Origin of the sequence: Bacteriovorax sp. PP10 (assembly GCF_035013165.1) — a bacterium.
GTDB lineage: Bacteria > Bdellovibrionota > Bacteriovoracia > Bacteriovoracales > Bacteriovoracaceae > Bacteriovorax > Bacteriovorax antarcticus.
The window spans coordinates 280,872-301,815 of sequence record NZ_JAYGJQ010000002.1 but is presented as its reverse complement, the minus strand read 5'-3'; the positions used below and the strand labels follow the sequence as shown (position 1 = coordinate 301,815).

Here is a 20,944-nt window from a genome sequence, read left to right as displayed (position 1 = left end):
TTATTTTAACAATTGATAAGCAAGAGTAGCTCCGGCATATCCCAAGATTCCCATATAAGCGAACATGAATGCCGGATACTTCCAAGACCCCATCTCTCTTCTTAAAATGGCAAGTGTACTGATACACTGAAGAGCAAAAACGAAGAATATTAAAATACTCCATGCAACGGCCATATTAAAAACAGGTTTTCCTGTTGCCGGGTCAATCTCAGACTGAAGTCGACTTCTTAAGCTTGCTGACTCTTCATTAACATCTCCTAAAGCATAAACTGTCCCAAGAGTTGAAACGAAAAGTTCTCTGGCGCCAAATGCAACCATCAACCCAACTCCCGTCTTCCAATTCATCCCCATTGGCCTTAAAGCTGGTTCAATAAATTTTCCCGACTGACCTAAATATGATCCTTCAAGAGTTATAGATGAAATTTCCGCAGGAGTTTTATTTTCAATTAATTTACTTTCAGGAGAAGGAAACGTTGAAAGAAACCAGATTAAAATAGATAAACCAAGAATAATGGTTCCGGCCTTTTTCAAAAAGACTTTTCCTTTTCTCAAAGCTTGTTTAATAGCAAACTTCAAAGAAGGTTTTTCATAATGAGGAAGATCAATAATAAAATTACTTGTCTCACCTCTAAATAATGTAAGTCTGAAAATTTTTGCGATAATTAAAGCTACGAAACTTCCCAGAAAATAGAGAAAGAAAAAGGCCAGGGCCTGTGAGTTTAAAAATCCTAAATAGGTTACTTTAGGAATAAAAGTTCCGATCAGGAGTACATAAACTGGTAATCTCGCACTACAAGTGATCAATGGAATAGTCATGATTGTACATGCTCTTTCCTTGTGATTGGGAATGCTCCTCGCTGCCATAATTGCTGGAATAGAACAGGCAAAGCCTGACATATAAGGAAGAAAAGCTTTTCCATTTAGACCAAACACACTCATTAACTTGTCAGTTAATACAGCGGCCCTAGAAATATACCCTGATTGCTCAAGTAAGCTCAAAAGAAAGAAAAGAATCATAATCTGAGGAAGAAAGACAACGACCCCTCCAACTCCTGCAAAGATTCCATCAATAACTAAACTCTTAAGAAATCCATTGCCCAAATATGGTGCAACCAAATCCCCCAATGATGTCACAAGTTGCTCAGACAGATCCATCAATGGTCCGGCCCAAGAATAGATCGCATGAAAAATGAAATAGAAGATAGCAATGAAAATTAGGCTTCCCCAAAATTTATGAAGAACGATAGCATCTATTCCTTGAGTCAGTTTCGTTTTCTCAGAAGAATGAGAGTAAATATTACTAATAATATCTCTCGCTTCGGCCTGATGTGCCTTTATGCTTTTAATAACTTCATCTGCAGGTATTTCTACAAAGTGTTCACTTTCAACCAAATCTGGCATGAATTGTTTTGATTCAGCATGAACTTTAACTTGTGGAATCACTTCCTTGAAATGCACTTCAGAGTCGATGTGAGTTCTAATGAATGTATCTAAGTCTTTTTCATCATCATTAATAGCTGAAATACTTAATACTGGAACCCCAAGTCTCTTCTCTAATTTTTTTACATGATCGCTGGTTAAAAGATGGTGGTCATTCTTGTTAACAATAACAACAATTCTTTTATTCAAAAGTTCTTTCACTGCCAGCATAAGTGACAGTGAAGCTTCGAAACGATCAAGATCAAAAATCATGGCAATTGTTTTATATTTTGCGCAGTCTTTGATAAGCGATGTTGTTGTTACGCCTTCATCAGGACTGGTAGGAACTAAACTGTAGATTCCTGGTAAATCAACAACACTTAATTTTTTATCATTAATACTATTTGAAATTAACTCAGAGCTTGCTGAGTCTACTGTTACACCTGAGTAGTTAGAAACTTTTCGCAGCTGCCCAGTAAGCATATTATAAATAGTCGACTTACCTGAATTGGGAAATCCAACTAGTAAAATATTTTCCATTTTATAACCCCAACCTTTTAACAATAATTTTTTTTGCGTACTCTTTTCTCAAAGCAAAAAAGCTCCACTCACCATGCTTAATGGCGATCGGTCCTCCGAACAAACTTTTAGACTGAACAATAACTTGATCGCCTGGAAGAATTCCCAGTGAAATGAACTTGAACTCATAAAGGCCTTCGCCTTCATAGCTCACAACTTCGACTTTGGTTCCAACTTCAATATCAGCAAGAGTAAGACTCACGGTATGTCCTTATGATGAATATTTTTATTCTACGTGAAATAAAAATTTGAATAATCAAACATAAGGTCATACTAGTACAGATGAGAGGAGTTTTTCAATAGATGGTTTTCTAATCTTTATCAGTGATCAGAGAAATGCTCGAAAAGTCCTGGCTGAATTAAGAGTTTTGAGTGAAAGTTCTTTAAAATCAACTCAACTCTGTTTAATTCCAGGTCACCGATTAGATCGGTATACTTCTTTTCAATATCGCCAATACATTCAAAAAGATTCAATTTGAATTTCAGGCCGTATTCAGTCAAAAAGATATTTTGCTCGCGTTTATCATGTGAATTGATTTTGCGTTCAATATACCCGCGGTTTTCCAATTCATTTAAGTGTGATGTCATTGTTTGTTTTTTAAGTCCGCATCCCCCACCAATTTCTTTAATAGAAGGACCGTCGTGTTCACAGATGAACAGAAGTACTTCAAGAAATGAAGGCCTTAAATCAGTAAACCCTCTCGCCTGAAGTGAGATTAAAAGTTCTGCTGAATAAGTGCGGTAGATTTTCTTAACTAGACTGCCGATACTCGAAACTTTCTTCATGAAACGTCCGTGGTTATAATTGATAGTCCCTTACTGAGACTAAAATATTTTCCCACGAAGATTCCAATAGAGTCAAGTCTTACATCAGTACTAATGCTGACATTTAATTAAATGACAGACATTAGAATAAATTTCTCGCATTACTAATTGACGTCACCACTCCGCAGCAAATACCGAATGTGAGGAGGTTAGATCCCCCATAGGACATCAGTGGGAGGGGAATACCAACAATAGGCATTAATCCGGAAACCATACTCATGTTAACAATCGTGTGCCAGAAGAAAATCGCGAGAACTCCGACGACGACAATGGAGTCGAACATCTTATTCACGTTGGAGGCCAGCCACAAGAGTCTGTAGAAAAGAGCGAGATAAAGTGCGATCAGGAAAACTGATCCAACGAATCCGTGCTCTTCATTGAAAATCGCGAAAATAAAGTCAGTGTGATTTTCCGGAAGGTAGTTAAGTGCACCCTGAGATGACTGACGGAAACCTTTTCCAAAAAACTGTCCTGAACCAATAGCAATCTTAGATTGAATAGCGTTGTAACCAGACCCCTTTGCATCGAACTCTGGATCGATGAAAGTGATGATCCTTTTCTTTTGGTATTCACGTAAACCGAAGTTGTACATGACCGTACCAGTAACGATTCCCATAATTCCGATGATAACAATCGTCTTCCATTTTAGCTTTCTGTAGAAAGTGATTAGGAAGAAAATTAAAAGCGTTAACATCCCCGTTCCAAGATCGGGCTGAATAATAACCATAATGGCCGGAACGAACGTAATTAAAAATGGAATGATCAGTTCTTTGAATCCGGTTTCCTGCTCGGGTGAAGCTTTCGCATACCAACGGGCCAGAACGAGAACAACTGACATCTTAACTAACTCGGAAGGCTGGAATTTCATCCCGGCGATCCCAATCCATCTTTGTCCCCCTAAAGCAGAGTGACCGACGAATAAAACCATGATGAGGAACATGATACAAATTAAGTAAGACGGATAAGCTAAACGGTAAAAGTTTTTTGGTTGAATAAAACTGACAACAATACCGGCCATCCATGACAAACAGAACCACAGGATTTGAGTTTTATAAATCCCTTGTTCCGGACCAACTCCATGTGAGTGTGTCGCAGAATACAGGTTTAAAATACCAATAATAAAAATAGCGGTACAAATTCCGAAGAAAGAATAGTCGTATCGTTTAAGCTCTTCTCTAAAGTTAATCATTATTCTCCCTCAGAGGCCGCACTGGCCGCTGGAACTGGTACAATCGCTGCGTTTTTCCCACTCTTATCCAGGAAAAAATTCTTCACTAAAACACCTTGTTCATCGAAGAAATCTTTTGGATTTGTTTCCATGATAATAGGCACAGGATTAGCTCTGGTGTCGTCAAGTGCTTCTTGATAAGTCATCTTGTCTTGAGCGACCAGCTTCTCTTGATATTTTGGATAATACTTATTTAAATAAGCAGCGATCATTGCTTTTGCAACCGGACCTGCTGCAGATCCACCGTGGCAACCATGTTCAATAACAACTGCTACTGCAATTTTAGGATTGATACTTGGTGCGTACGCTGTAAATAAACCGTGGTGACGGAATCTATATTCCTGGTTTTCACACTTGTTGAAAATTTTATCAGCAGAGAACCCGATAACCTGAGCGGTACCTGTTTTAGCTGACATTTGAAGACCAACACCTTTTTGAGCGAAAGCTGTACCACCTTGAACGTTAGCAGTATCAAAAAGAGCATGCTTAACAAGGTCGATTGTCTTCTTAGAAATTTTAAACTCGTTGATTAGTTCTGGTTCGTAACGTTTTAGAACCTGACCAGTATTCGAGAATACTTCTTTAACAACGTGAGGTCTGAATAACTTTCCTTCGTTTGCTAATGTCGAATAGAACATTGCTAGTTGAAGTGGAGTTACGTTGACGAATGACTGACCGATTACGCAAGAAAGAGTCTCCCCTCTTTGCCACTCGACACCCGTACGTTTTTTCTTCCATTCTTGATTGGGAATTAGACCACTTGTTTCACGAGGAAGAATGATCCCTGATCTTTGTCCCATACCAAACATCGTCGCGTATTTATAAATAACGTCGATGTCGATTCTGTTACCGATCATATAATAGAAAACGTCACATGAAGACTGAAGCGCTTTAATAACGTCTACAACTCCGTGACCTTCTTTTTTCCAACAGTGGAATACACGTCCACCCATTCTATATCCACCATTACAAACGATTTTTGTATTCTCGTTGATCAGTCCTTCTTCAAGGGCCGCGATGTGAGTCAGGGTTTTAAATGTAGATCCTGGAGAGTAATGCTCCTGGATTGTTCTATCTCTCAGAGGACGTTTTTCATCCATTACAAGGCTTCCCCAGTAATTCGATGTTAATCCTGTCGAGAAGTTTCCTGGGTCGTAGGCCGGACGAGAAACCATGGCCAAAACTTCACCAGTTTCGATATCAAGAGCTACGGCCGCACCGTCTTTTCCATCAAGCGCGTGGTAAGCAGCAAGCTGCACATCGCGGTCGATTGTCAGACGAATATTTTTTCCTGGCTCAGCGATTTTGTTTTCAATACCAGTATAAAGGTCATCAGATGTAACGTGTCTTCTGGCGCGTCCTCTGGCATCAACTTCCATGAACTGGTAGCCGTCTTGTCCTCTGATATCTAAATCGAACTGCTGCTCAATACCAGCTTGCCCGATAAAATCACCTTGTTTGTAATCGTATTTATCGCGCTCTCTTAAGCGCGGAAGTTTTTCCTGAGAAATTTCTGAAATATACCCAAGTAAGTGAGCTCCGGTATCTCTATCCGTGTACTCACGTGAGATAAATGTTTCAACTGATACACCCGGAAGACGGCTTGATTCAGTTTCAATAATCGCTACTTCTTTTCTTGAAATATTCTTCTTAATAACAACCGGGATATAAGTTGCTTGTCCCTGGAATTTTTTAAGAGTCTTTTTAATTGAATCTGGAGTTGTCCCTAAAATTTCTGCTAAGTATTCAACAGTTTCATCTGAACTCTCCAGGTACTGAGGAGTCACGATGGCATCAAAACGAGGGACGTTATGAGTAAGAAGAACGTTGTTTCTCGAGAAAATCATCCCGCGCGGAGCACGCACGACGTCTTTTCGAAGACGGTTTTCTAGTGAGTAGTTAAAGAACTGCTTTCCACGATATATTTGTAGGTACCAAAGTCGCGCCAGTAAAATAGCAAATGCAATGACAATAATATTGAATATTACGTCTGCTCTTTCCTGATGGGACTTGACCAGGTCATCTTCACCAAACATTTTATACCTTGTCTCCTAACATTCCACGCTCATCCACATTCCAAATGCGGTTTAGTAAGTAGAAAAAGAGTGGCGATAAAAGAGCGATAATTACGCTTTGAGGAAGGAAACGCCATCCTTTTTCGAAAATATAGTTCAAACTTCCTAACTGAATGTAAATCAGGATGGATTGAACAAAAAACCATAGTAACTGGAAGACTTGAGTAATTAAGATCGTCATAGTCCACGAAGAAAAATGGATCATCTCTCTAACGTAAGATACGACAACACAGATTACGATTCCCGTAACAGTTCCCATCTCCCAACCTTCAACGGAGAAAAATCCGTGAAAGTACTGAACGATCATAATAATGATCGCAAGGTATGGAGTTTCTAGTCTTAATCCTAAGAATAAAACTAAAAGGATGTTAAACGGAATTCTATAGTTCATTAACCCGATGTTCGGGAATACAGCAGTCGTCATAACTTCTAAGAAGAACAACAAAATAAGTGTCTTAATTAGAGGGACGATGATGTCTTTTAAGTTAGTTTTCATCTCTTCACCTCTCCAGAGTTCAGTTGTTCATCAAGAGCGCGCCACTCTAATTGCTTGTGTTCTTCTTGCTCGTGAACAAGAACTAAAACTTCTTCAAGTTTTGAGAAGTTTACTAATGGAGTGATTTCTACGTGCTGAGTGATACCGTAACTTTCTCTCTCAATTCTAGAGATGTATCCGATCTTCAGACCTTTTGGATAAACGTTTCCTAAACCAGCTGTTAATACCATGTCGTTTAGAATGATTGGCTCAGTTCTGTTAACGTACTTCATGATACAGCGGCCGCGGCTATAACCTTCAACGACACCGTGAGAGCGAAGTCTTTCAACAACACCGTCAACGCGGTTGTTAGCATCTAAAATCGTAATAACGTCGGCGAAGTGATCTGTCAGACGATATACGTACCCAACTAATCCTTCTGCTGATGTAACAACCGATTGAAGCTTGATTCCATTTTTAAGACCTTTGTTGATACGAACAACTTTGTAGTCATCCGCTGAATCCCACGACACTACGCGGGCAACAATTTTCTTTCTTTCTAGATTTTCACCGTAGTTAATCAGCTCGCGAAGACGGTCACTTTCTTTGACAGCTTCTTGATAACTGAAAACTTCGTTCTGAAGATCAGAAATTTTTGATTTCAAAACTTTGTTCTCTTTGCTTGCGTTTAAATTGGCAACATAGTGCTCAACATAAGAGCTCATTCCCTCTTGCACGCCGGTGACAAATGTTTGCACTGGCGCCATAAGGTCAATAATGACTCTTTCAGCAATAGAAGTTTTTTGAAACACATAATCTCGCTGCGACATCCCATACAGGGATATTGCAAGTATTATGCTGTTGATCACAATCTTGGTTCGGCGCTCTTCTGAGTCAGACAATCTCAACTGATTCACTCCCGAGAAATTTAATAGAAATTCAAATAGTAATTAAGCTTAAGCAATCTCTATTAAAAAGCCAATAAACTTTACGAACTAACTTTTTAATCGTTACAATATTAAAAATTTTGAACTCTAGAAAACCAAAAGGATCAAATGTATGTCTGAATTCACAAAGAACAAAACGGCCGGCGTTTTCGCGACTGTTTTAATCGGTATTATCATTCTTGCTTTCATGTTTACTGGCTACCAGCAATTTGAAGGTGGAGGATCGGCCTCTAACGTAGGATCAGTTGGTGGATCACCAATTAAGCCTGAAGAATATGAACAAGAGTATAATCGTCAACTTCAGTTCTATAAACAAATTTACGGTGATGACATTTCTGCAAAACAACTTGAAGAGATGAAAATCAAAGATATGGTTATCAAAAACATCGTTCAGAGAAAACTATTAGTGAAATTCGCTAAAGATCTCGGAACTTTTCCATCAGAAGAAGAAGTGAAAGCTGAAATTAAAGGTCTTCCTTACTTCCAGACAAATGGCCAGTTCGATATCACTCGCTACAAAGGTGTCCTTCAAGCAAACCGCTTAACTCCACTTGAGTTCGAGCAAGATGTTATTGATCAAATCAGAATGAAGCAAATGGCAGACCTAACGAATCACTTCCCTCTTTCAAAAGGGTATATTGCTGACATGGCAAAATTCCGCGCTGAAAAAGTGAATGCTGAAATCGTGACAATCTCTAAAAATTCACTAAATCAGTTCATTGATGTTTCAAGCGATGAAGTGGCAAGATTTCTTACTGTTGATACAAATCTAAAAAGACTTGAATCAATGTTTAAAGAAAGACAATCAAGCCTGGATAAACCAGAAACTGTTACAGCTCGCCACATCCTGATTATGTCTCAAGGTAAAGCTGATGCTGACGTAAAAGCTCAAATTGAAAAAATCGCTAAAGAAGTAACTCCAGCAAACTTCGCTGCTAAAGCTAACCAGTACACTGAAGATCCATCTGGAAAAGGAAAAGGCGGAGAACTTAAAGCATTTTCAAAAGGACAAATGGTTCCTGAATTTGATGAAGCGGCCTTCTCGCAAAAACCTGGGACAATCTCAGCTCCAATCAAGACTGCTTACGGGTACCACCTGATTTTAGTTGAAAACAAGACACCAGAAGTGAAAGCGAAATTTGAAGACTTCCGCGAGAAATTTGCTCGTGAAACAATCCAAAAAGATAAAGTTGAGTCTCTAAAGACGTTAACTGTTTCAATCGCTAACGAACTTAGAAAAGCACTAGAAGCTGGAAACGAGTCAGAAGTTAAGAATATCGTAGCAAAATACAAGCTGGCGTATAACAAAAGCTCAATTAATCGTATTGATGGCGTAGATGCTGGTACTTACCTGTCAGCTGACAACATGAAAACGATCTTTTCATCTGATTTAACTAAGCCTCAGTTCCATTCTTTTGATGACGGTGCAAACTTAGTCATGATAAGAACGACTCCAGGTGCTGTAGTGGCCGACCTGAACGCTGCTGCGAAAGCTGCAACAGATACGGCAAGCCTGCAAAACACATTAGCTAAAAAGATGATGGATAACGTTTTAAAGGAACTTGAAGCTAATACAAGAATCAAGATCAATCATAACGCAATTAGAATGTAATAAACGAAAGAGATAGTGAGCGATGGCCGACAAGAAATCGAAATTTAGTGAAAACAAACCGGGGAAGTTCTACGTAGATGATCAATGTATTGCTTGCGATGCATGTGTGATGGAAGCCCCGAATTTTTTCACAATGAACGATGATGACGGCCACGCTTATGTCAAACTTCAACCTAAGACTCCACAAGAACTAGAAGAATGCAGAAGTGCGATGGAAGCTTGTCCGGTTGAAGCGATTGGCGAAGACGGCGAATAGAATTTCTTTTCTGTGATTGTTAAAGCTCTGTATGTTCCAGATCCTTTTGCGTAAGCAACTCTTTCCTGAATTCTTGCACGGTTGAAGTAAACCAATTTTTCAATACAATACATTTTTTGAATAGATAAAGACCCACGCTCACCCGCCGTTTTAAGAATATTAATTATCACTGACTCTAAAAAGAGTATCGTTGCATCCACGATAATTTAGAATGATTAAATAGTTATGAGCTTATAGAGAAAACCTATAACCCGGTTCCTTTTAGTGAACCAAGTTATAGATCGCTGGATTTATAGATTAATGAAAAGCTGATCAATAAGCGCGTTGTCTTGATTAAAAGTTTCCAGTTTTAACGTTTTGTTACTGTATTTAATTTTAGTAAACGTTAAAGCACTTGAATCAAAACTTTGTTGGTATTTATTTGTCATTGATGGGCTATTAGCTCTTCCGCCAGCAGGACCTGCCACCAGGTAATTCACTCCATCTTTATAAGACCTTTCAAACATATGAGTGTGACCACTTAAAATTAATTTTATTCCATATTTTTCAGCAAGTGGAACAAGATGTGATTTAAGTTTCCTAACACTGGCACTTGTAAACCGATTTAGAGAAGAAGAAAAAACCGGAAAATGAGTCGCGAGAATTAATGGAGTTCCAGATTTTCTTGCTATCTTCATTTTTTCTTCAAGCCACGCCCACATCTCTGTTTCCTGAGCACTTGTTAAATCAGATGAATTACTGTTCCAGATGACTAATTGAAGGCCTGGCATTTCGAAAAATAGATTTCCGTTCGTCGGAGTTCCCGTCCATCTCATATATTTTTGAAAATACTTGGGAAGAGCTTTATCCTCTTGTCCACGATAGTCGTGATTTCCGATGGCCGCAATTTGCGGGATATCCATCAGGTAAGCACTTCCACCTTTGAAGTATTCAATCCACTCTTCTTCTTTCTGACCGTTTTGAACAACATCCCCACCATTGATAATGAATTGAAGTGGCTCAAGCGCGTGGTGATAAGCAATGACCTTCGCTACGGCTTCATGTCTTTGTGTATACTGTTGAGTATCGCTGATAAAACCAAAAACATACTCACTTTCAGCAGGTGTTGAAGCACAAGCTGGTTGGGTGAAATTTTTTGAGAAAATAATTTCATTGTTATCTTTAATACGAAGATCTTTTGTCACTCCACAATCGACCAGACTTAACTCTATTTGATAATGAACATCTTTTTTATAATCACGCTCGTTGATTAATTTTACTCCATCTTCAATACTCAGTTTCTTATCCTCATTTAATTGAAAATTAAGCAGCATATGACCATTGGTATTTTTTAAAGAGTAAGGGGCTATTTTAAAAAGATCGGCGCCAAAAGATTCGGCCGTAGTTATTATCAGGGCCAGTAGTAAAAAGTATTTAGAAAACATTATGAACATCCTTGATCAAAATTGCGTCTAAAAAATCTTATCGACAAAAATCTGGATATTCAAGCAAGCGTTTTGTTGAGATTCTGTCAGATCTCTATTCGTGAAAGTTATTGATGATATCTTGAGGATAAGTTTTAAGATAAGTATCAATCGTCTGGCGCAATTCAGCTGGAGTCATCCAACGATTGTTTTGACGATGAAACTCTTCGTCTGCCAAAGTAGTAAATTCTAGCATCACACCAGCAATACTTTTAAGGCCTTCGATAGTTGAGATGGCCGCAGGAGGGACATCTTTTTTGAAGTCAGTTGGGATCCCTGACAGAGATGACATTAAATTCCAAAGGCCCGGAATAAAACGCGTAGACCAAACTATTCTTGCTGCAATAGATCTGAAATTTTGATGAATTCTATAGTTGCGTTCATTCATCCATTGAAACATCACTCCCATGATGGCGTCTTTTCTCAGGGAGTCGCGGATAATTTTATAATCTGTCCAATCAAGCACGACATTAAAACGTGAGTCGATTTCTAAATCTGCCGGCAGCATTAAAGCTCCAGGCTTCACCCCAATCTTTTTTAAAAACTCTGTGTCTTGTACTTTAACAATTGATCTATTTTCCGGAAGAATAATTTTGCCCTTACTGGTTTCTTTAAAAGCATCGTAAGCAATCTCTTCGCATGATAATTTTGAATTATCTTCAAAGTTCAATTCATAGTCGTAAGGAATAGTTTTATCTTCACTTTTTAGTTTCATGATTTTTTCATACATGAAGCTCGCAGCAGTTGCGGCCGCTTTTTGATCCTTCATTCTTAAAACCAGAATGCGGGCATTTTCATTTTTTAGTGCTTCTTCAATAGTATAAGTTTTGACTCCGTAACCAATGTACGACTCCATCGTAGAGACTTTCTTGGTTTTTTCATCCACGTAGATAAAAACGATATGACTAAAGAGTGCTCTTTGAGACGCCACTTCAGAAATAGTGGCCGAGGTAAAACTAATCCCTTTCGTAATCAGAATATCGCCAGTCTTAAACTCAAACTTCTCTTCACTATTGGCCAGATGAAAAGGCGCATAGGCCTTAGGCTCATAAATAGGTAGTGGAGTTTTTTTGTATTCAATAGAGTCGGCAGAAATCTGAGGAGTTGTATAATAATGAGCGCCGATAAAGTCTTCTCTTTCACGCATTTTTAAAAAGACATCTTTCATCTTCACTTTGCATTCGTTAGACAAATCCTTAAGAGTCTTATGCAGCTCTATACGCTCGCTAAACGATTCGTTGAGCAATGCCTGTCCATTCTTTTGAAAATTCTCTATATCGCTTTTTTTAGGGTCTAGAGTGTACTTCTTGATGAGCTTATCAAAATCTTTCATACAACTCTCGGCTTGAATATTAGTAGATAAAAATATGAATAGGACAAAAACCAGGCTTTTCATCTGCAAATTCTAGATCCCGCGAATGAAAAAGACAAAAAAAAAGGGCCGCATAAGCGGCCCTTATCAATCAATTAAGATTATCTCTTAATTTGTAGAACTTGTTGTAGCATTTCGTCCGCTGTTGTTAACGTCTTCGCGTTAGCTTGGAAGTTTCTTTGAGCAGTCATAAGGTTAACGAATTCGTTCGCGATATCTACGTTTGAAAGCTCGATAGACTTAGCTAGAACTTCTCCACGTCCAGACTCCCCTGGTTTCCCAAGTGCAGCTTGTCCTGAAGACTTAGATTCTTTAAATAGGTTCTTACCAATTTTAAATAATCCTTCGTTGTTTTCAAATTTCGCTACTGCGATTTGAGCTACGTCTCTCGTCTCACCGTTATCGTAAGATGCTGTTAAAATCCCTTTATCGTTGAACGAAAGAGAAGTTAATGTTGCAGCCGATGAACCATCTTGAGTGTGACGTGCCATTGCTGAATCAGATCCGTACTGAGTAGAAGCATCAAGACCGTTTCCACCTTCTTTAAGAGATTGACCCCAGTTGAAAGCGATTTTTTGATCTTTAGCTGCACCTTTATTGAAGTTGAAAGAGTTCTTTCCAACACTCTCTTCTTCAAGTTGACCTTTGTCATTGAACTTAAGAGATCCAGAGGCCATCTCGTACATTGTATCCGGTTTTCCACCTTCAACATCTTTCCCATCAACACCAATATGGTATTCCCATGAGTTGTTATCTTTTTTATTGTAGTAAGCAGTTACAGTTCTAGCTGTACCGATGTTATCGTAGATCGTCATCGAGTTAGAAAAGTTAGAAGTTTTTTCCGGGCTTTCGATGTTGAATTCCATTTTGTTAACACGTGAATCAAGGTTCATCGACATAGTTACGTCTTTTGTTCCTTTTGCAGCGATTGTTGTGTTACCAAGTTTAATTGCATCTACTTTATTTACGATTTTTCCGTTCTCATCAGCTTGGAAACCAAGAACCTTATAACCATCCATAGTCGTAAGTTGTCCTTCTTTATCAAAGTGAAAAGATCCGTCACGTGAAAATGTTCTTCCTGCTGGAGCGTCGATTGTGAACATACCGTCACCCGAAAGTGCTAGATCTGTTACTGAATCTGTTCTTGAGATATCCCCTTGAGTCATTAGAGGCTTAATGTGACCTAATTTTGTACCGGCACCGAACTGGTCTCCCCCTTCGATTCCTTTAAGTGATACTGCTAATACGTCTTGAAATTCTGCTCTAGAAGATTTGAAACCGTTTGTTCCTGCGTTGGCGATGTTATCACCGATAACTCCCATACCCTGACCAGAAGCATTTAAACCAGAAACACCAATTGTGAATGAACGTAGAATACCCATTTTGTCCCTCCTAGACCAAATCGCTTAAAGACGTTTATAGCACTACAGGCTTTAAACTAAGGTTTCCGGAAAGGACCAACCGTTTTCTTTAAGACTTTTATTATTATTAAAATTTTTAATTCATTAATATCGTCGAATCAATTTTCGTAAAAACATTCTCACCAATACTATCTTTATCTATCGCTGTTACTATCGTGTTTTTCGGAACATCTACTATGTAAGCCGCTTTACCCGTGATAACTAGCGAATCCTGCCCTCCTTTAAGTTTCAGGCGATCCATTGCTGTTTGTAATTTTGCGTATTCATCTTTATCGATTGTAATATTTCTTTCTTGCAGTCTTCTCATTGCATGAGTTGACAATTGAATACCTTTATCTTGTTTTGTGACTTGAGGTTGAGACTGATCAATAGCTCCATCTAACAGGCCTTTGAACTCTGAGGTTTCCCCAGACTTCAGCTTATTAGTATTTTCAACATTTTTGTTCGAAGGTAACGATGTTACATTCGGGATTAAAATGTTGTTAATTTTTGGATTCGCCATTTTCTTTTTTCTTTTCTCTTAAAAACTTTTTTAGAAAAACGCTTATTGTTTCTCTACTTGATTATATGCTGAGGCCGCTTGTTTTTGCAATGCAGGAATATTTTTTCCCTGGTCAAGATTTTCCGCAACTGCAAAACTTTGTACGTCTTTTAAAAATACTTTTTTTCCATTGGCAAGATCAAGAATTGTTTCTCCGTCTTCGAAGTGAACACCTTGAACTAAACCTTCTGAACGTGTTGATCCAGCGAACTTTTGATTGTTAGCATCGAAGCCGATCACTTCAAAGTGATACGATTCTTTCGCTGCAATTTGTCCGTCAAATCCAATTCCATTCCACGTTACATCTTGCATTCCACGATTTAAATCTTCTTGTTCAATACGTGCTACAAGTTGATTTTTGTTATCTAGAATATTAATAACTGCAGTTTTAGCTGGCTGGTCAAGATAGAAAGGAACTTTAATATCTTTCCCATCACCTTTGTAATCAATTGTTGTCCCAGACGTTACAACTTTTCTGCCAAGAAAAGAAGCGCCCTGCACTCTTTTATCATCGATAGCGTTTTGGTTAACGTTATCCATTTTTTTATTCATTGCTGTTAATTGCTCTAATTGAGAAAACTGAGCAAGGTTGGCCGAAAAATCTTTTTGATCCATTGGCTTCATTGGATCTTGATTCTTTAACTGGTGAGCAAGAAGTTTCATGAAACCATCTTGACCTAGTTCTTCTTTTTTTCTTCTATCAACGAATCTCGCTTCAGGTTTGTTACCAGCGATTTGATTAAGAGTCTCACCTATTGCGCGAGCTTTATTAGAAGCATTGTTCACAGGTGCACGTTGAATCTTAATATCTGAATATTGATTTTGGTTAGGGTCTACTGGACGTCCAATTTCTGGCATGTCTTAAGCTCCGTATCTCATTTGGTTATTTCTAGCTTCTTGCCACAGTTCTTTTCTTCTATCAGCTCCGTGAGAAGAATCCCCTGCAGAATCGAAACTCATAAATTCTCTACCGGCCTGAGAATTTGATTGTGAATTATTATTTTGTTGTCTTGAATCTCCAGCAAGTGAAGCACCTTCACCACCAGACACGATTCTTAAATCAGATAACTGAATTCCTGCCTGAGATAAATTTTTCATCAGACCAATTTCATTTTTCATGAAAAAGTCATGTCCTTCAGCAGTCGTTGTTGTAATTTGCATATCCATCTGGTTACCAGGACCAATTGGTCTGTTTACCTGGATCTTAAATTGTCCAAGGGCCTCGTGCTTTACCGTTAAGTCCATAGTGTTTGAATTCGCTACCTGACTTTGCTCGATATAGTCACTGATCTTCTTGATAATCTCAGTTGTATTTGATGTATTGATTTTTGAAAGATCTAAAACTTTTTCTGATCCTTGAGTCGTCGCACCTTGTGCTGCCATCTCTTGTTTTTGAACTAGAGGAATGAACTGATCTTTCATGTGAGAAAGGTCTGCTCCAATTTTCATATCAGGAGTTATTAATTCACTCTCGCCTGCTTTTACTTTTTTCTCACCGAAAGCAAGATCTTTTGTATTTCTAATAACACCGTCATTTAAAAGATTTTGTTTTTGACCGTAAGCTTTCATCGACTGGTTCATTTGTTTTTGACCAAATGCTTTTAAGTCGAACTCACCGTCAAGATTCATTGTTTTATCAGAAGTTGCAAGCTTCGCATCTTTTGCATCAGCTTTGTGAGACAAAAAGTCTTCACTAGAAAGACCAAGCTTAGAAACCATTTCAGGATTTGTTTGAAGAAGTTTTGATTCTTTTGAATCAACCATTCCAACATCACTTGATTTAGATTCTTTTAATAAGAAGTCTAATGGGCTTCCCGCTTTTGCTTTTTGATTTTCTTTTAATGCTTCTGGAGAGACTACTTCACCTTCGATTTGCACTTCTGCATTGTCACCTTTTAGAGTTTTTAACAACTGATCAAGGTTAGAAGATGTCGCTGCAATTTTTTCTCCAATCTGACCTTCCACTTTCGTGTCGTCAATCGGAGCTCTATTAATAAGATTATTAATATTTTTTAGAACTTCTGGAGAAAGTGCCTTTTCTGTTGAAAGAGCTCCCACTTCAGCTTTTTGATTTTTTTCTTGTTCTTTAGTTTTTAGAAGAGCGTCTAGTTTAACTTCAGCAGCGTTTGCCGGAGTCTTCCCTTCTTCGCCTTCGGCCTTTCCTTCTGTTTTGCCTTCGACTTTCGTTTCAGCATTACCTAGAAGACCTGAGAAAATTTCTGCGAAACCACTTTTTGTTTCAGTTGATGATTCTTTTGATTCCTTACCAGTGATTGCTCCTACTTTTCCATTAACATTTACAGCTGAATTAGATTCAACTTTACCTGCGGCCACTGCTGCAGTTTTTGTTAATAAATTTGTTGGCAATCCTTGCATACTTTTAATCATCCTAATTAAAAAGTTCAACGCTTCTTGTTATAGTAAACTATTTTTTCATTTGAAGGAACTGCTTCTGAAGTCGGGCAGAAACTTCCTTATCCATTAAATTGAAAATCTTTGAGGCCTTCGCTGAATCCAGCTCACTTAATATCCTAACAGAAAGGTCGGGATCTTGAACTGTCAGAACGTCGGCCGCGTTTTGTGGCTTCATTCCCGAGATCACATCTACCATCTGAGAGACGCGCTTATCAGCTTTAGCACTCTTCTCGTCTACACACCCTAAGAACTTCTTTTGTGAGTCCTGGAACTCAACCAGCTTCTTCTTAAAGTCTGCCTTATTCATATCAAGTTCTTCCTGTTCTTTTTTAACAGTAAGTTCCTTGTTCTTGATTGCTTCTTCTTTTTCTAAAAGCTCTTTTGAGAAATCGACAAGGTTAGCACTCCCCGCTTTCTTCATAAGTTTAGTTGCTTCTTCCATGACTGCAGCTTTGAATTCTTCTTCAGTGTATTCACGTTTTCCGTTTGCCACTGGTGCAGCTGGTTTTTTTGTATCTTTAACAGCGGCCACAACCAAGCTTGCAATAGTAAGCGTGATCACGATCGTTGTTGTATATAATATTTTTTTCGTTTTCATAATAATCCCTTCGAACCGTTCGATCTCATCATTAAAATTTCTTCGATCGCTTCCTGTTCTTTCTTGTTCTTTTCTTTTGACCACTCCGTTTTCTTTTTATCTTTGAAGTTTTCCATAACTTTTACTTCACCGCGGGCCGTGGCAAGCTCCGCAACTTTTTTATCGTATTTCTTTCTTAACGACCAAAGTAAGTTATCTTTGTTTTTAATATCTTCTTTTTTCCCCTGAATAAAAAGCGGGAAAAACTGTAACATCTGCCCGTTAGAAGGGTCTCTCATACATGCTTCCTGAGCATCATACGTCTCAGAGATCGCACGATTGGCGTCAGCAATTTTTTCTTCAACCAGATTGATTTCTTTTAGAATTTCTCCCAATTCAATCTTTAGTTGTTTTTCTTTAAACTCGCGAACCTTTAGAAGACCGTCAAGTTTGAATTTAAATTTTTGCATCTATTGTTACTTCTTATTTATTAATTGTTTCAGCTTTTCTTGCAATCTCAACCATACGGTCAAAAAGCACATCAATCGTCAAATACTCACTCATTCCTTGAGTCTGACGTAGAAGACCCATCAGGTCTTCGTAGATAAGCATTGCTTTATCTACCTTAGGGTTTGATCCTTTCGCATAAGCACCAACGTTAATTAGATCCTCATTGGCCTTATAAGATGCCATTAAGTCACGTAAGTGAGAGGCCACAATTCTATGTTCTTTTGATGCTACTTTCGACATTACTCTGGATAACGATGCCAGAACGTCGATTGCCGGGAATTGGTTTCGTGAAGCTAATTCTCTCGATAAGATAATGTGACCATCGGCGATCGCTCTTACCGCATCCGCGATAGGCTCGTCCATGTCACCCCCTTCAACTAGAACTGTATAAACTCCAGTGATCGATCCTGAACCTGCTTTCGTTCCTGCTCTCTCCATTAACTTTGGAAGTTTAGCAAATACCGAAGGTGTATATCCTTTTTGTCCTGGTGGCTCACCAGCTGAGAGCGAGATCTCTCTGTTGGCCATGGCAAAACGTGTAATTGAGTCCATCATCAAAAGGACATCTTGATTCTGGTCACGGAAATATTCAGCTACTGTTGTCGCCACGTATGCTGCTTTCATTCTCGTTAGAGCTGATGAATCAGACGTTGCAACGATAACCACAGACTTCTTCATCCCTTCCGGGCCAAGATCGTGCTCAATGAATTCTAAAACCTCACGACCACGTTCTCCGATTAGCGCGATCACGTTAATATCAGCACTCGAATTCTGAGCGATCATACCAAGTGTTACCGACTTACCAACCCCAGATCCGGCCATGATGGCAAAACGTTGTCCTTTACCTGCTGTCATAAAACAATTGATCGCATGAATTCCCGTATCAAGTGGCTCACTGATAGGCGGTCTTTGTAGTGGGTTTAAGGCCACTCCATAAATACTTCTTGCTTCAACTCCAACCTGATCGATCGGACCTTTGTTATCAATTGGGTTTCCTTGAAAGTCGATTACGCGACCAAGGAATCCATTAGAAATTTTAATTGTTGTCGTTAAGTCTTTTAAATAAACGCGAGTTTCTGAATTGATTCCTGAAAGTTCATCGTACGGCATTGCCATACAACGGTTTCCGTTGATCCCTACAACTTCCCCAAGAGATCTGTCACCGAATTCTGTTACGAACTCAACGTTTGATCCAATAGGAGCACGTGGAAGGTTGATTTCAAAAACCATCCCTTTATTAGCATAAACTTTTCCAATCTTTTGGAATGGAGATGAGTATTCATAATTTTTATGGATTGAAGAAAGGTCAAGATCTTGATCGTCGCTCATTGTGATCCCCTCTTCTAGACTTTATTAAGCACGTCTTCGAATAGCTTGTCTAATGACTTAAACTGCTCTTCCATTGTCGCATTAATGATTCCGTTTTCTGACTCAATAACGATACCGCGGCTTTTTACACCTGAGTCGATTTCAACGCGGACATTCTTCATTTCACCAAGGCGGCCTTGAACGTGCTCAAGAACTTCCGGCATGCTGGCGAAATCATCAGAGTTCACTTGAATTAAAAGATTGTTTCTTACTTGCATCTCTAAAAGAAGTCTTTCTAATAATCTTTCGATATATTTTCCATCTTCTTGAAGTTCACGAAGAACAATCCACTTAGATAAGTTTCTTAGTAACTGGTACATTTCAGTTTTTTGTTTCGCCAGGATATTTTCCTGAGTTTTAAGAACTGAAGTGACCATATGAGAGAAGTTTTCTAACTTTTGATCAACAACACTTCTCATTTCAACGAAAATTTCTTCGCGACCTTGATTTACACCTTCATCAAAACCAGCTTTAAAAGCTTCGTCTTGAATTTCGGCCACACGTCTTTGCACTTCTGCTTCAACACGGTCTTCGTATTCACGATTTTCTTGTTCTTTGAACCCACGGTACTCTTCTACAATCGGGTTAACTTTAAACTGAGTAGACTTTGCGAACTCTCTTTCAGTTTTAATAACTTTTTGGAATTCATTTTTCTCAATAGTTTGAGAATTAGTTAACAGAGGCTTAAATTCGAAAAGCTTAACAGTCTCACTTCCCTCTTCAACTTCATTGAAGTTGTGAAATGTGTACTCTTGAACTTCTGCTGTCGATTTAACCATTTTTCTATTCTCTCTACTAAATTATTATACCAGTGAATCGCCGTCAGATCCGCGAGCAATAAACGCTTTACCTTGACCTTCAAGTTCTTTAACTTTAGAAACCATTTCAGCTTGAGCTTTTTCAACATCTGAAAGTTTTGTAGGCCCAAGGGTCTCCAAATCTTCTCGTAATAACGTAGCCGCTCTGTTCGACATGTTTTTGAAAAGCTTTTGCTTGATTTCATCCGGTGCAGTTTTCATTGCAATAACAAGCTTTCCGTTGTCCACTTCGCGAAGTAAATTCTGGATACCTTTGTCATCAACGTACATAAGGTCTTCGAATGTAAACATAAGTTTTCTGATCTCTTCAGCCAACTCAGGATCTTTTTCTTCAACACGAGACATGATGTTCTTCTCAGTGTTTTTATCCATAAGGTTAAGCATATCAGCGATCGGCTCAACACCACCAAGTTGGTTAGTATCGATAGATCCAAGAGTACTAAGCTCAGTTTTAAGAACGTCATCAAGCTGAGAGATAAGCTCAGGAGAAACATAGTCAAGGTTCGCTACACGAAGAACAACTTCGGCCTGTAATCCTTCAGGAAGACGGCGAAGTACATCTACTTTTCTTTCTGGTGCTAAGTGAGCAACGATCAGAGCAATAGTCTGAGGGTGTTCATTGATTAGGAAGTTAGAAAGTGTACGTGTATCTACAAGTTCAAGAGATTCAAGTGTATTTGATTGTCCAACTTCAACAATTTGTCCAAGAAGTTGTTTAGCTCTGTCTTCACCAAGAGTGTTAATAATGAAATCACGACCACGGTTTTCCGCGAATAATAAATCGCTATCTTCGTTTAGTTGAGAATAGAAATCTTCAAGAACACGCTTAACCATCCAGATTGGAGCACGTTTTACGTTCGACATAGCATTGATCATTCTCTTAACATCGTTATCTTTCATATTTTGAAAAATAAGTTGTGTAATGTTCATACCAAGTGAACTTAACAGTAAACCCGCTCTGTCTTGACCATTGAGTAAACCATACTCTGTGTCGGGGTCTAATTGATCTTGTGCTGCCATAGTCTATTCCTTTATCTTTAGTC

The 20,944-nt window shown here is 38.6% G+C and carries 21 protein-coding genes; 2 read left to right on the top strand and 19 right to left on the bottom strand.

Going from position 1 to position 20,944, the window contains the following annotated elements; translation table 11 throughout:
* From feoB to mreC, 7 genes are all read right to left on the bottom strand, one after another.
* On the bottom strand, window positions 1-1,959 hold the full coding sequence (feoB, locus tag SHI21_RS11450; RefSeq protein ID WP_323576720.1) for a ferrous iron transport protein B: 1,959 nt from the start codon (window positions 1,957-1,959) through the stop codon (window positions 1-3).
* Between the two features lies 1 nt (window position 1,960).
* On the bottom strand, window positions 1,961-2,200 hold the full coding sequence (locus tag SHI21_RS11445) for a FeoA family protein (RefSeq protein ID WP_323576719.1): 240 nt from the start codon (window positions 2,198-2,200) through the stop codon (window positions 1,961-1,963).
* Between the two features lie 119 nt (window positions 2,201-2,319).
* Window positions 2,320-2,784, bottom strand: a complete 465-nt coding sequence (locus SHI21_RS11440) for a MarR family winged helix-turn-helix transcriptional regulator (RefSeq protein WP_323576718.1) — start codon at window positions 2,782-2,784, stop codon at window positions 2,320-2,322.
* Window positions 2,785-2,905: 121 nt separating this feature from the next.
* Window positions 2,906-4,012, bottom strand: coding sequence for a rod shape-determining protein RodA (gene rodA, locus SHI21_RS11435; RefSeq protein ID WP_323576717.1), 1,107 nt, complete (start codon window positions 4,010-4,012; stop codon window positions 2,906-2,908).
* Window positions 4,012-6,087: a penicillin-binding protein 2 gene (gene mrdA / locus SHI21_RS11430; protein WP_323576716.1), complete on the bottom strand. Its 2,076-nt coding sequence runs from the start codon at window positions 6,085-6,087 to the stop codon at window positions 4,012-4,014. The genes rodA and mrdA overlap by 1 nt, the downstream gene beginning before the upstream one ends.
* Before the next feature lies 1 nt (window position 6,088).
* The gene (locus tag SHI21_RS11425; RefSeq protein ID WP_323576715.1) at window positions 6,089-6,622 is read right to left on the bottom strand and encodes a hypothetical protein; all 534 of its coding nucleotides are present in this window, start codon (window positions 6,620-6,622) and stop codon (window positions 6,089-6,091) included.
* Window positions 6,619-7,470, bottom strand: coding sequence for a rod shape-determining protein MreC (mreC, locus tag SHI21_RS11420; RefSeq protein WP_323578341.1), 852 nt, complete (start codon window positions 7,468-7,470; stop codon window positions 6,619-6,621). Before mreC ends, SHI21_RS11425 begins: the two co-directional genes overlap by 4 nt.
* A 190-nt stretch (window positions 7,471-7,660) precedes the next feature.
* On the opposite strand from mreC, the gene SHI21_RS11415 reads away from it, so the two are divergent.
* Window positions 7,661-9,160 carry a peptidylprolyl isomerase gene (locus SHI21_RS11415; protein WP_323576714.1) on the top strand — a complete coding sequence of 500 codons (1,500 nt, stop codon included), beginning with the start codon at window positions 7,661-7,663 and terminating at the stop codon, window positions 9,158-9,160.
* 22 nt (window positions 9,161-9,182) lie between these two features.
* A complete protein-coding gene (locus SHI21_RS11410) occupies window positions 9,183-9,416 on the top strand; it encodes a ferredoxin (RefSeq protein ID WP_323576713.1) in 234 nt (77 codons plus the stop codon).
* On the opposite strand, the gene SHI21_RS20690 is transcribed toward SHI21_RS11410, so the two are convergent.
* The 12 genes from SHI21_RS20690 to fliG form a co-directional block, all read right to left on the bottom strand.
* Window positions 9,329-9,586, bottom strand: coding sequence for a catalase (locus SHI21_RS20690; protein ID WP_410198821.1), 258 nt, complete (start codon window positions 9,584-9,586; stop codon window positions 9,329-9,331). The two genes, SHI21_RS11410 and SHI21_RS20690, sit on opposite strands and share 88 nt — an antisense overlap.
* A gap of 120 nt (window positions 9,587-9,706) precedes the next feature.
* Window positions 9,707-10,840, bottom strand: a complete 1,134-nt coding sequence (locus SHI21_RS11405; RefSeq protein ID WP_323576712.1) for a metallophosphoesterase family protein — start codon at window positions 10,838-10,840, stop codon at window positions 9,707-9,709.
* 94 nt (window positions 10,841-10,934) lie between these two features.
* Entirely contained in the window at window positions 10,935-12,212 is a 1,278-nt protein-coding gene (locus SHI21_RS11400) for a hypothetical protein (protein ID WP_323576711.1), read from the bottom strand.
* Between the two features lie 140 nt (window positions 12,213-12,352).
* Window positions 12,353-13,633 carry a flagellar hook protein FlgE gene (locus SHI21_RS11395; protein ID WP_323576710.1) on the bottom strand — a complete coding sequence of 427 codons (1,281 nt, stop codon included), beginning with the start codon at window positions 13,631-13,633 and terminating at the stop codon, window positions 12,353-12,355.
* A 115-nt stretch (window positions 13,634-13,748) separates the two neighbouring features.
* The gene (locus tag SHI21_RS11390; protein WP_323576709.1) at window positions 13,749-14,174 is read right to left on the bottom strand and encodes a TIGR02530 family flagellar biosynthesis protein; all 426 of its coding nucleotides are present in this window, start codon (window positions 14,172-14,174) and stop codon (window positions 13,749-13,751) included.
* A 42-nt stretch (window positions 14,175-14,216) separates the two neighbouring features.
* Window positions 14,217-15,071, bottom strand: coding sequence for a flagellar hook assembly protein FlgD (locus tag SHI21_RS11385; protein ID WP_323576708.1), 855 nt, complete (start codon window positions 15,069-15,071; stop codon window positions 14,217-14,219).
* Between the two features lie 3 nt (window positions 15,072-15,074).
* The gene (locus tag SHI21_RS11380) at window positions 15,075-16,589 is read right to left on the bottom strand and encodes a hypothetical protein (protein WP_323576707.1); all 1,515 of its coding nucleotides are present in this window, start codon (window positions 16,587-16,589) and stop codon (window positions 15,075-15,077) included.
* 49 nt (window positions 16,590-16,638) lie between these two features.
* Complete coding sequence (locus SHI21_RS11375) at window positions 16,639-17,226, bottom strand: MotE family protein (protein WP_323576706.1); 588 nt, start codon at window positions 17,224-17,226, stop codon at window positions 16,639-16,641.
* The gene (gene fliJ / locus SHI21_RS11370; RefSeq protein ID WP_323576705.1) at window positions 17,223-17,675 is read right to left on the bottom strand and encodes a flagellar export protein FliJ; all 453 of its coding nucleotides are present in this window, start codon (window positions 17,673-17,675) and stop codon (window positions 17,223-17,225) included. The genes SHI21_RS11375 and fliJ overlap by 4 nt, the downstream gene beginning before the upstream one ends.
* Before the next feature lie 13 nt (window positions 17,676-17,688).
* Window positions 17,689-19,044, bottom strand: a complete 1,356-nt coding sequence (locus tag SHI21_RS11365; protein ID WP_323576704.1) for a FliI/YscN family ATPase — start codon at window positions 19,042-19,044, stop codon at window positions 17,689-17,691.
* Window positions 19,045-19,058: 14 nt separating this feature from the next.
* Complete coding sequence (locus SHI21_RS11360; RefSeq protein WP_323576703.1) at window positions 19,059-19,862, bottom strand: FliH/SctL family protein; 804 nt, start codon at window positions 19,860-19,862, stop codon at window positions 19,059-19,061.
* A 24-nt stretch (window positions 19,863-19,886) separates the two neighbouring features.
* Entirely contained in the window at window positions 19,887-20,921 is a 1,035-nt protein-coding gene (fliG, locus tag SHI21_RS11355) for a flagellar motor switch protein FliG (RefSeq protein WP_323576702.1), read from the bottom strand.
* Between the last annotated feature and the right edge of the window lie 23 nt (window positions 20,922-20,944).

Bases quoted from the DNA above. Each gene is read 5' to 3' on its own strand.
- SHI21_RS11400 (WP_323576711.1), bottom strand. From the start codon at position 12,212: ATGAAAGATTTTGATAAGCTCATCAAGAAGTACACTCTAGACCCTAAA.
- SHI21_RS11360 (WP_323576703.1), bottom strand. From the start codon at position 19,862: ATGGTTAAATCGACAGCAGAAGTTCAAGAGTACACATTTCACAACTTC.
- mrdA (WP_323576716.1), bottom strand. From the start codon at position 6,087: ATGTTTGGTGAAGATGACCTGGTCAAGTCCCATCAGGAAAGAGCAGAC.
- SHI21_RS11395 (WP_323576710.1), bottom strand. From the start codon at position 13,633: ATGGGTATTCTACGTTCATTCACAATTGGTGTTTCTGGTTTAAATGCT.
- SHI21_RS11380 (WP_323576707.1), bottom strand. From the start codon at position 16,589: ATGCAAGGATTGCCAACAAATTTATTAACAAAAACTGCAGCAGTGGCC.
- fliG (WP_323576702.1), bottom strand. From the start codon at position 20,921: ATGGCAGCACAAGATCAATTAGACCCCGACACAGAGTATGGTTTACTC.
- SHI21_RS11365 (WP_323576704.1), bottom strand. From the start codon at position 19,044: ATGAGCGACGATCAAGATCTTGACCTTTCTTCAATCCATAAAAATTAT.
- SHI21_RS11405 (WP_323576712.1), bottom strand. From the start codon at position 10,840: ATGTTTTCTAAATACTTTTTACTACTGGCCCTGATAATAACTACGGCC.
- fliJ (WP_323576705.1), bottom strand. From the start codon at position 17,675: ATGCAAAAATTTAAATTCAAACTTGACGGTCTTCTAAAGGTTCGCGAG.
- SHI21_RS11425 (WP_323576715.1), bottom strand. From the start codon at position 6,622: ATGAAAACTAACTTAAAAGACATCATCGTCCCTCTAATTAAGACACTT.
- SHI21_RS11410 (WP_323576713.1), top strand. From the start codon at position 9,183: ATGGCCGACAAGAAATCGAAATTTAGTGAAAACAAACCGGGGAAGTTC.
- SHI21_RS11440 (WP_323576718.1), bottom strand. From the start codon at position 2,784: ATGAAGAAAGTTTCGAGTATCGGCAGTCTAGTTAAGAAAATCTACCGC.
- SHI21_RS11385 (WP_323576708.1), bottom strand. From the start codon at position 15,071: ATGCCAGAAATTGGACGTCCAGTAGACCCTAACCAAAATCAATATTCA.
- SHI21_RS11390 (WP_323576709.1), bottom strand. From the start codon at position 14,174: ATGGCGAATCCAAAAATTAACAACATTTTAATCCCGAATGTAACATCG.
- SHI21_RS11415 (WP_323576714.1), top strand. From the start codon at position 7,661: ATGTCTGAATTCACAAAGAACAAAACGGCCGGCGTTTTCGCGACTGTT.
- rodA (WP_323576717.1), bottom strand. From the start codon at position 4,012: ATGATTAACTTTAGAGAAGAGCTTAAACGATACGACTATTCTTTCTTC.
- feoB (WP_323576720.1), bottom strand. From the start codon at position 1,959: ATGGAAAATATTTTACTAGTTGGATTTCCCAATTCAGGTAAGTCGACT.
- SHI21_RS11375 (WP_323576706.1), bottom strand. From the start codon at position 17,226: ATGAAAACGAAAAAAATATTATATACAACAACGATCGTGATCACGCTT.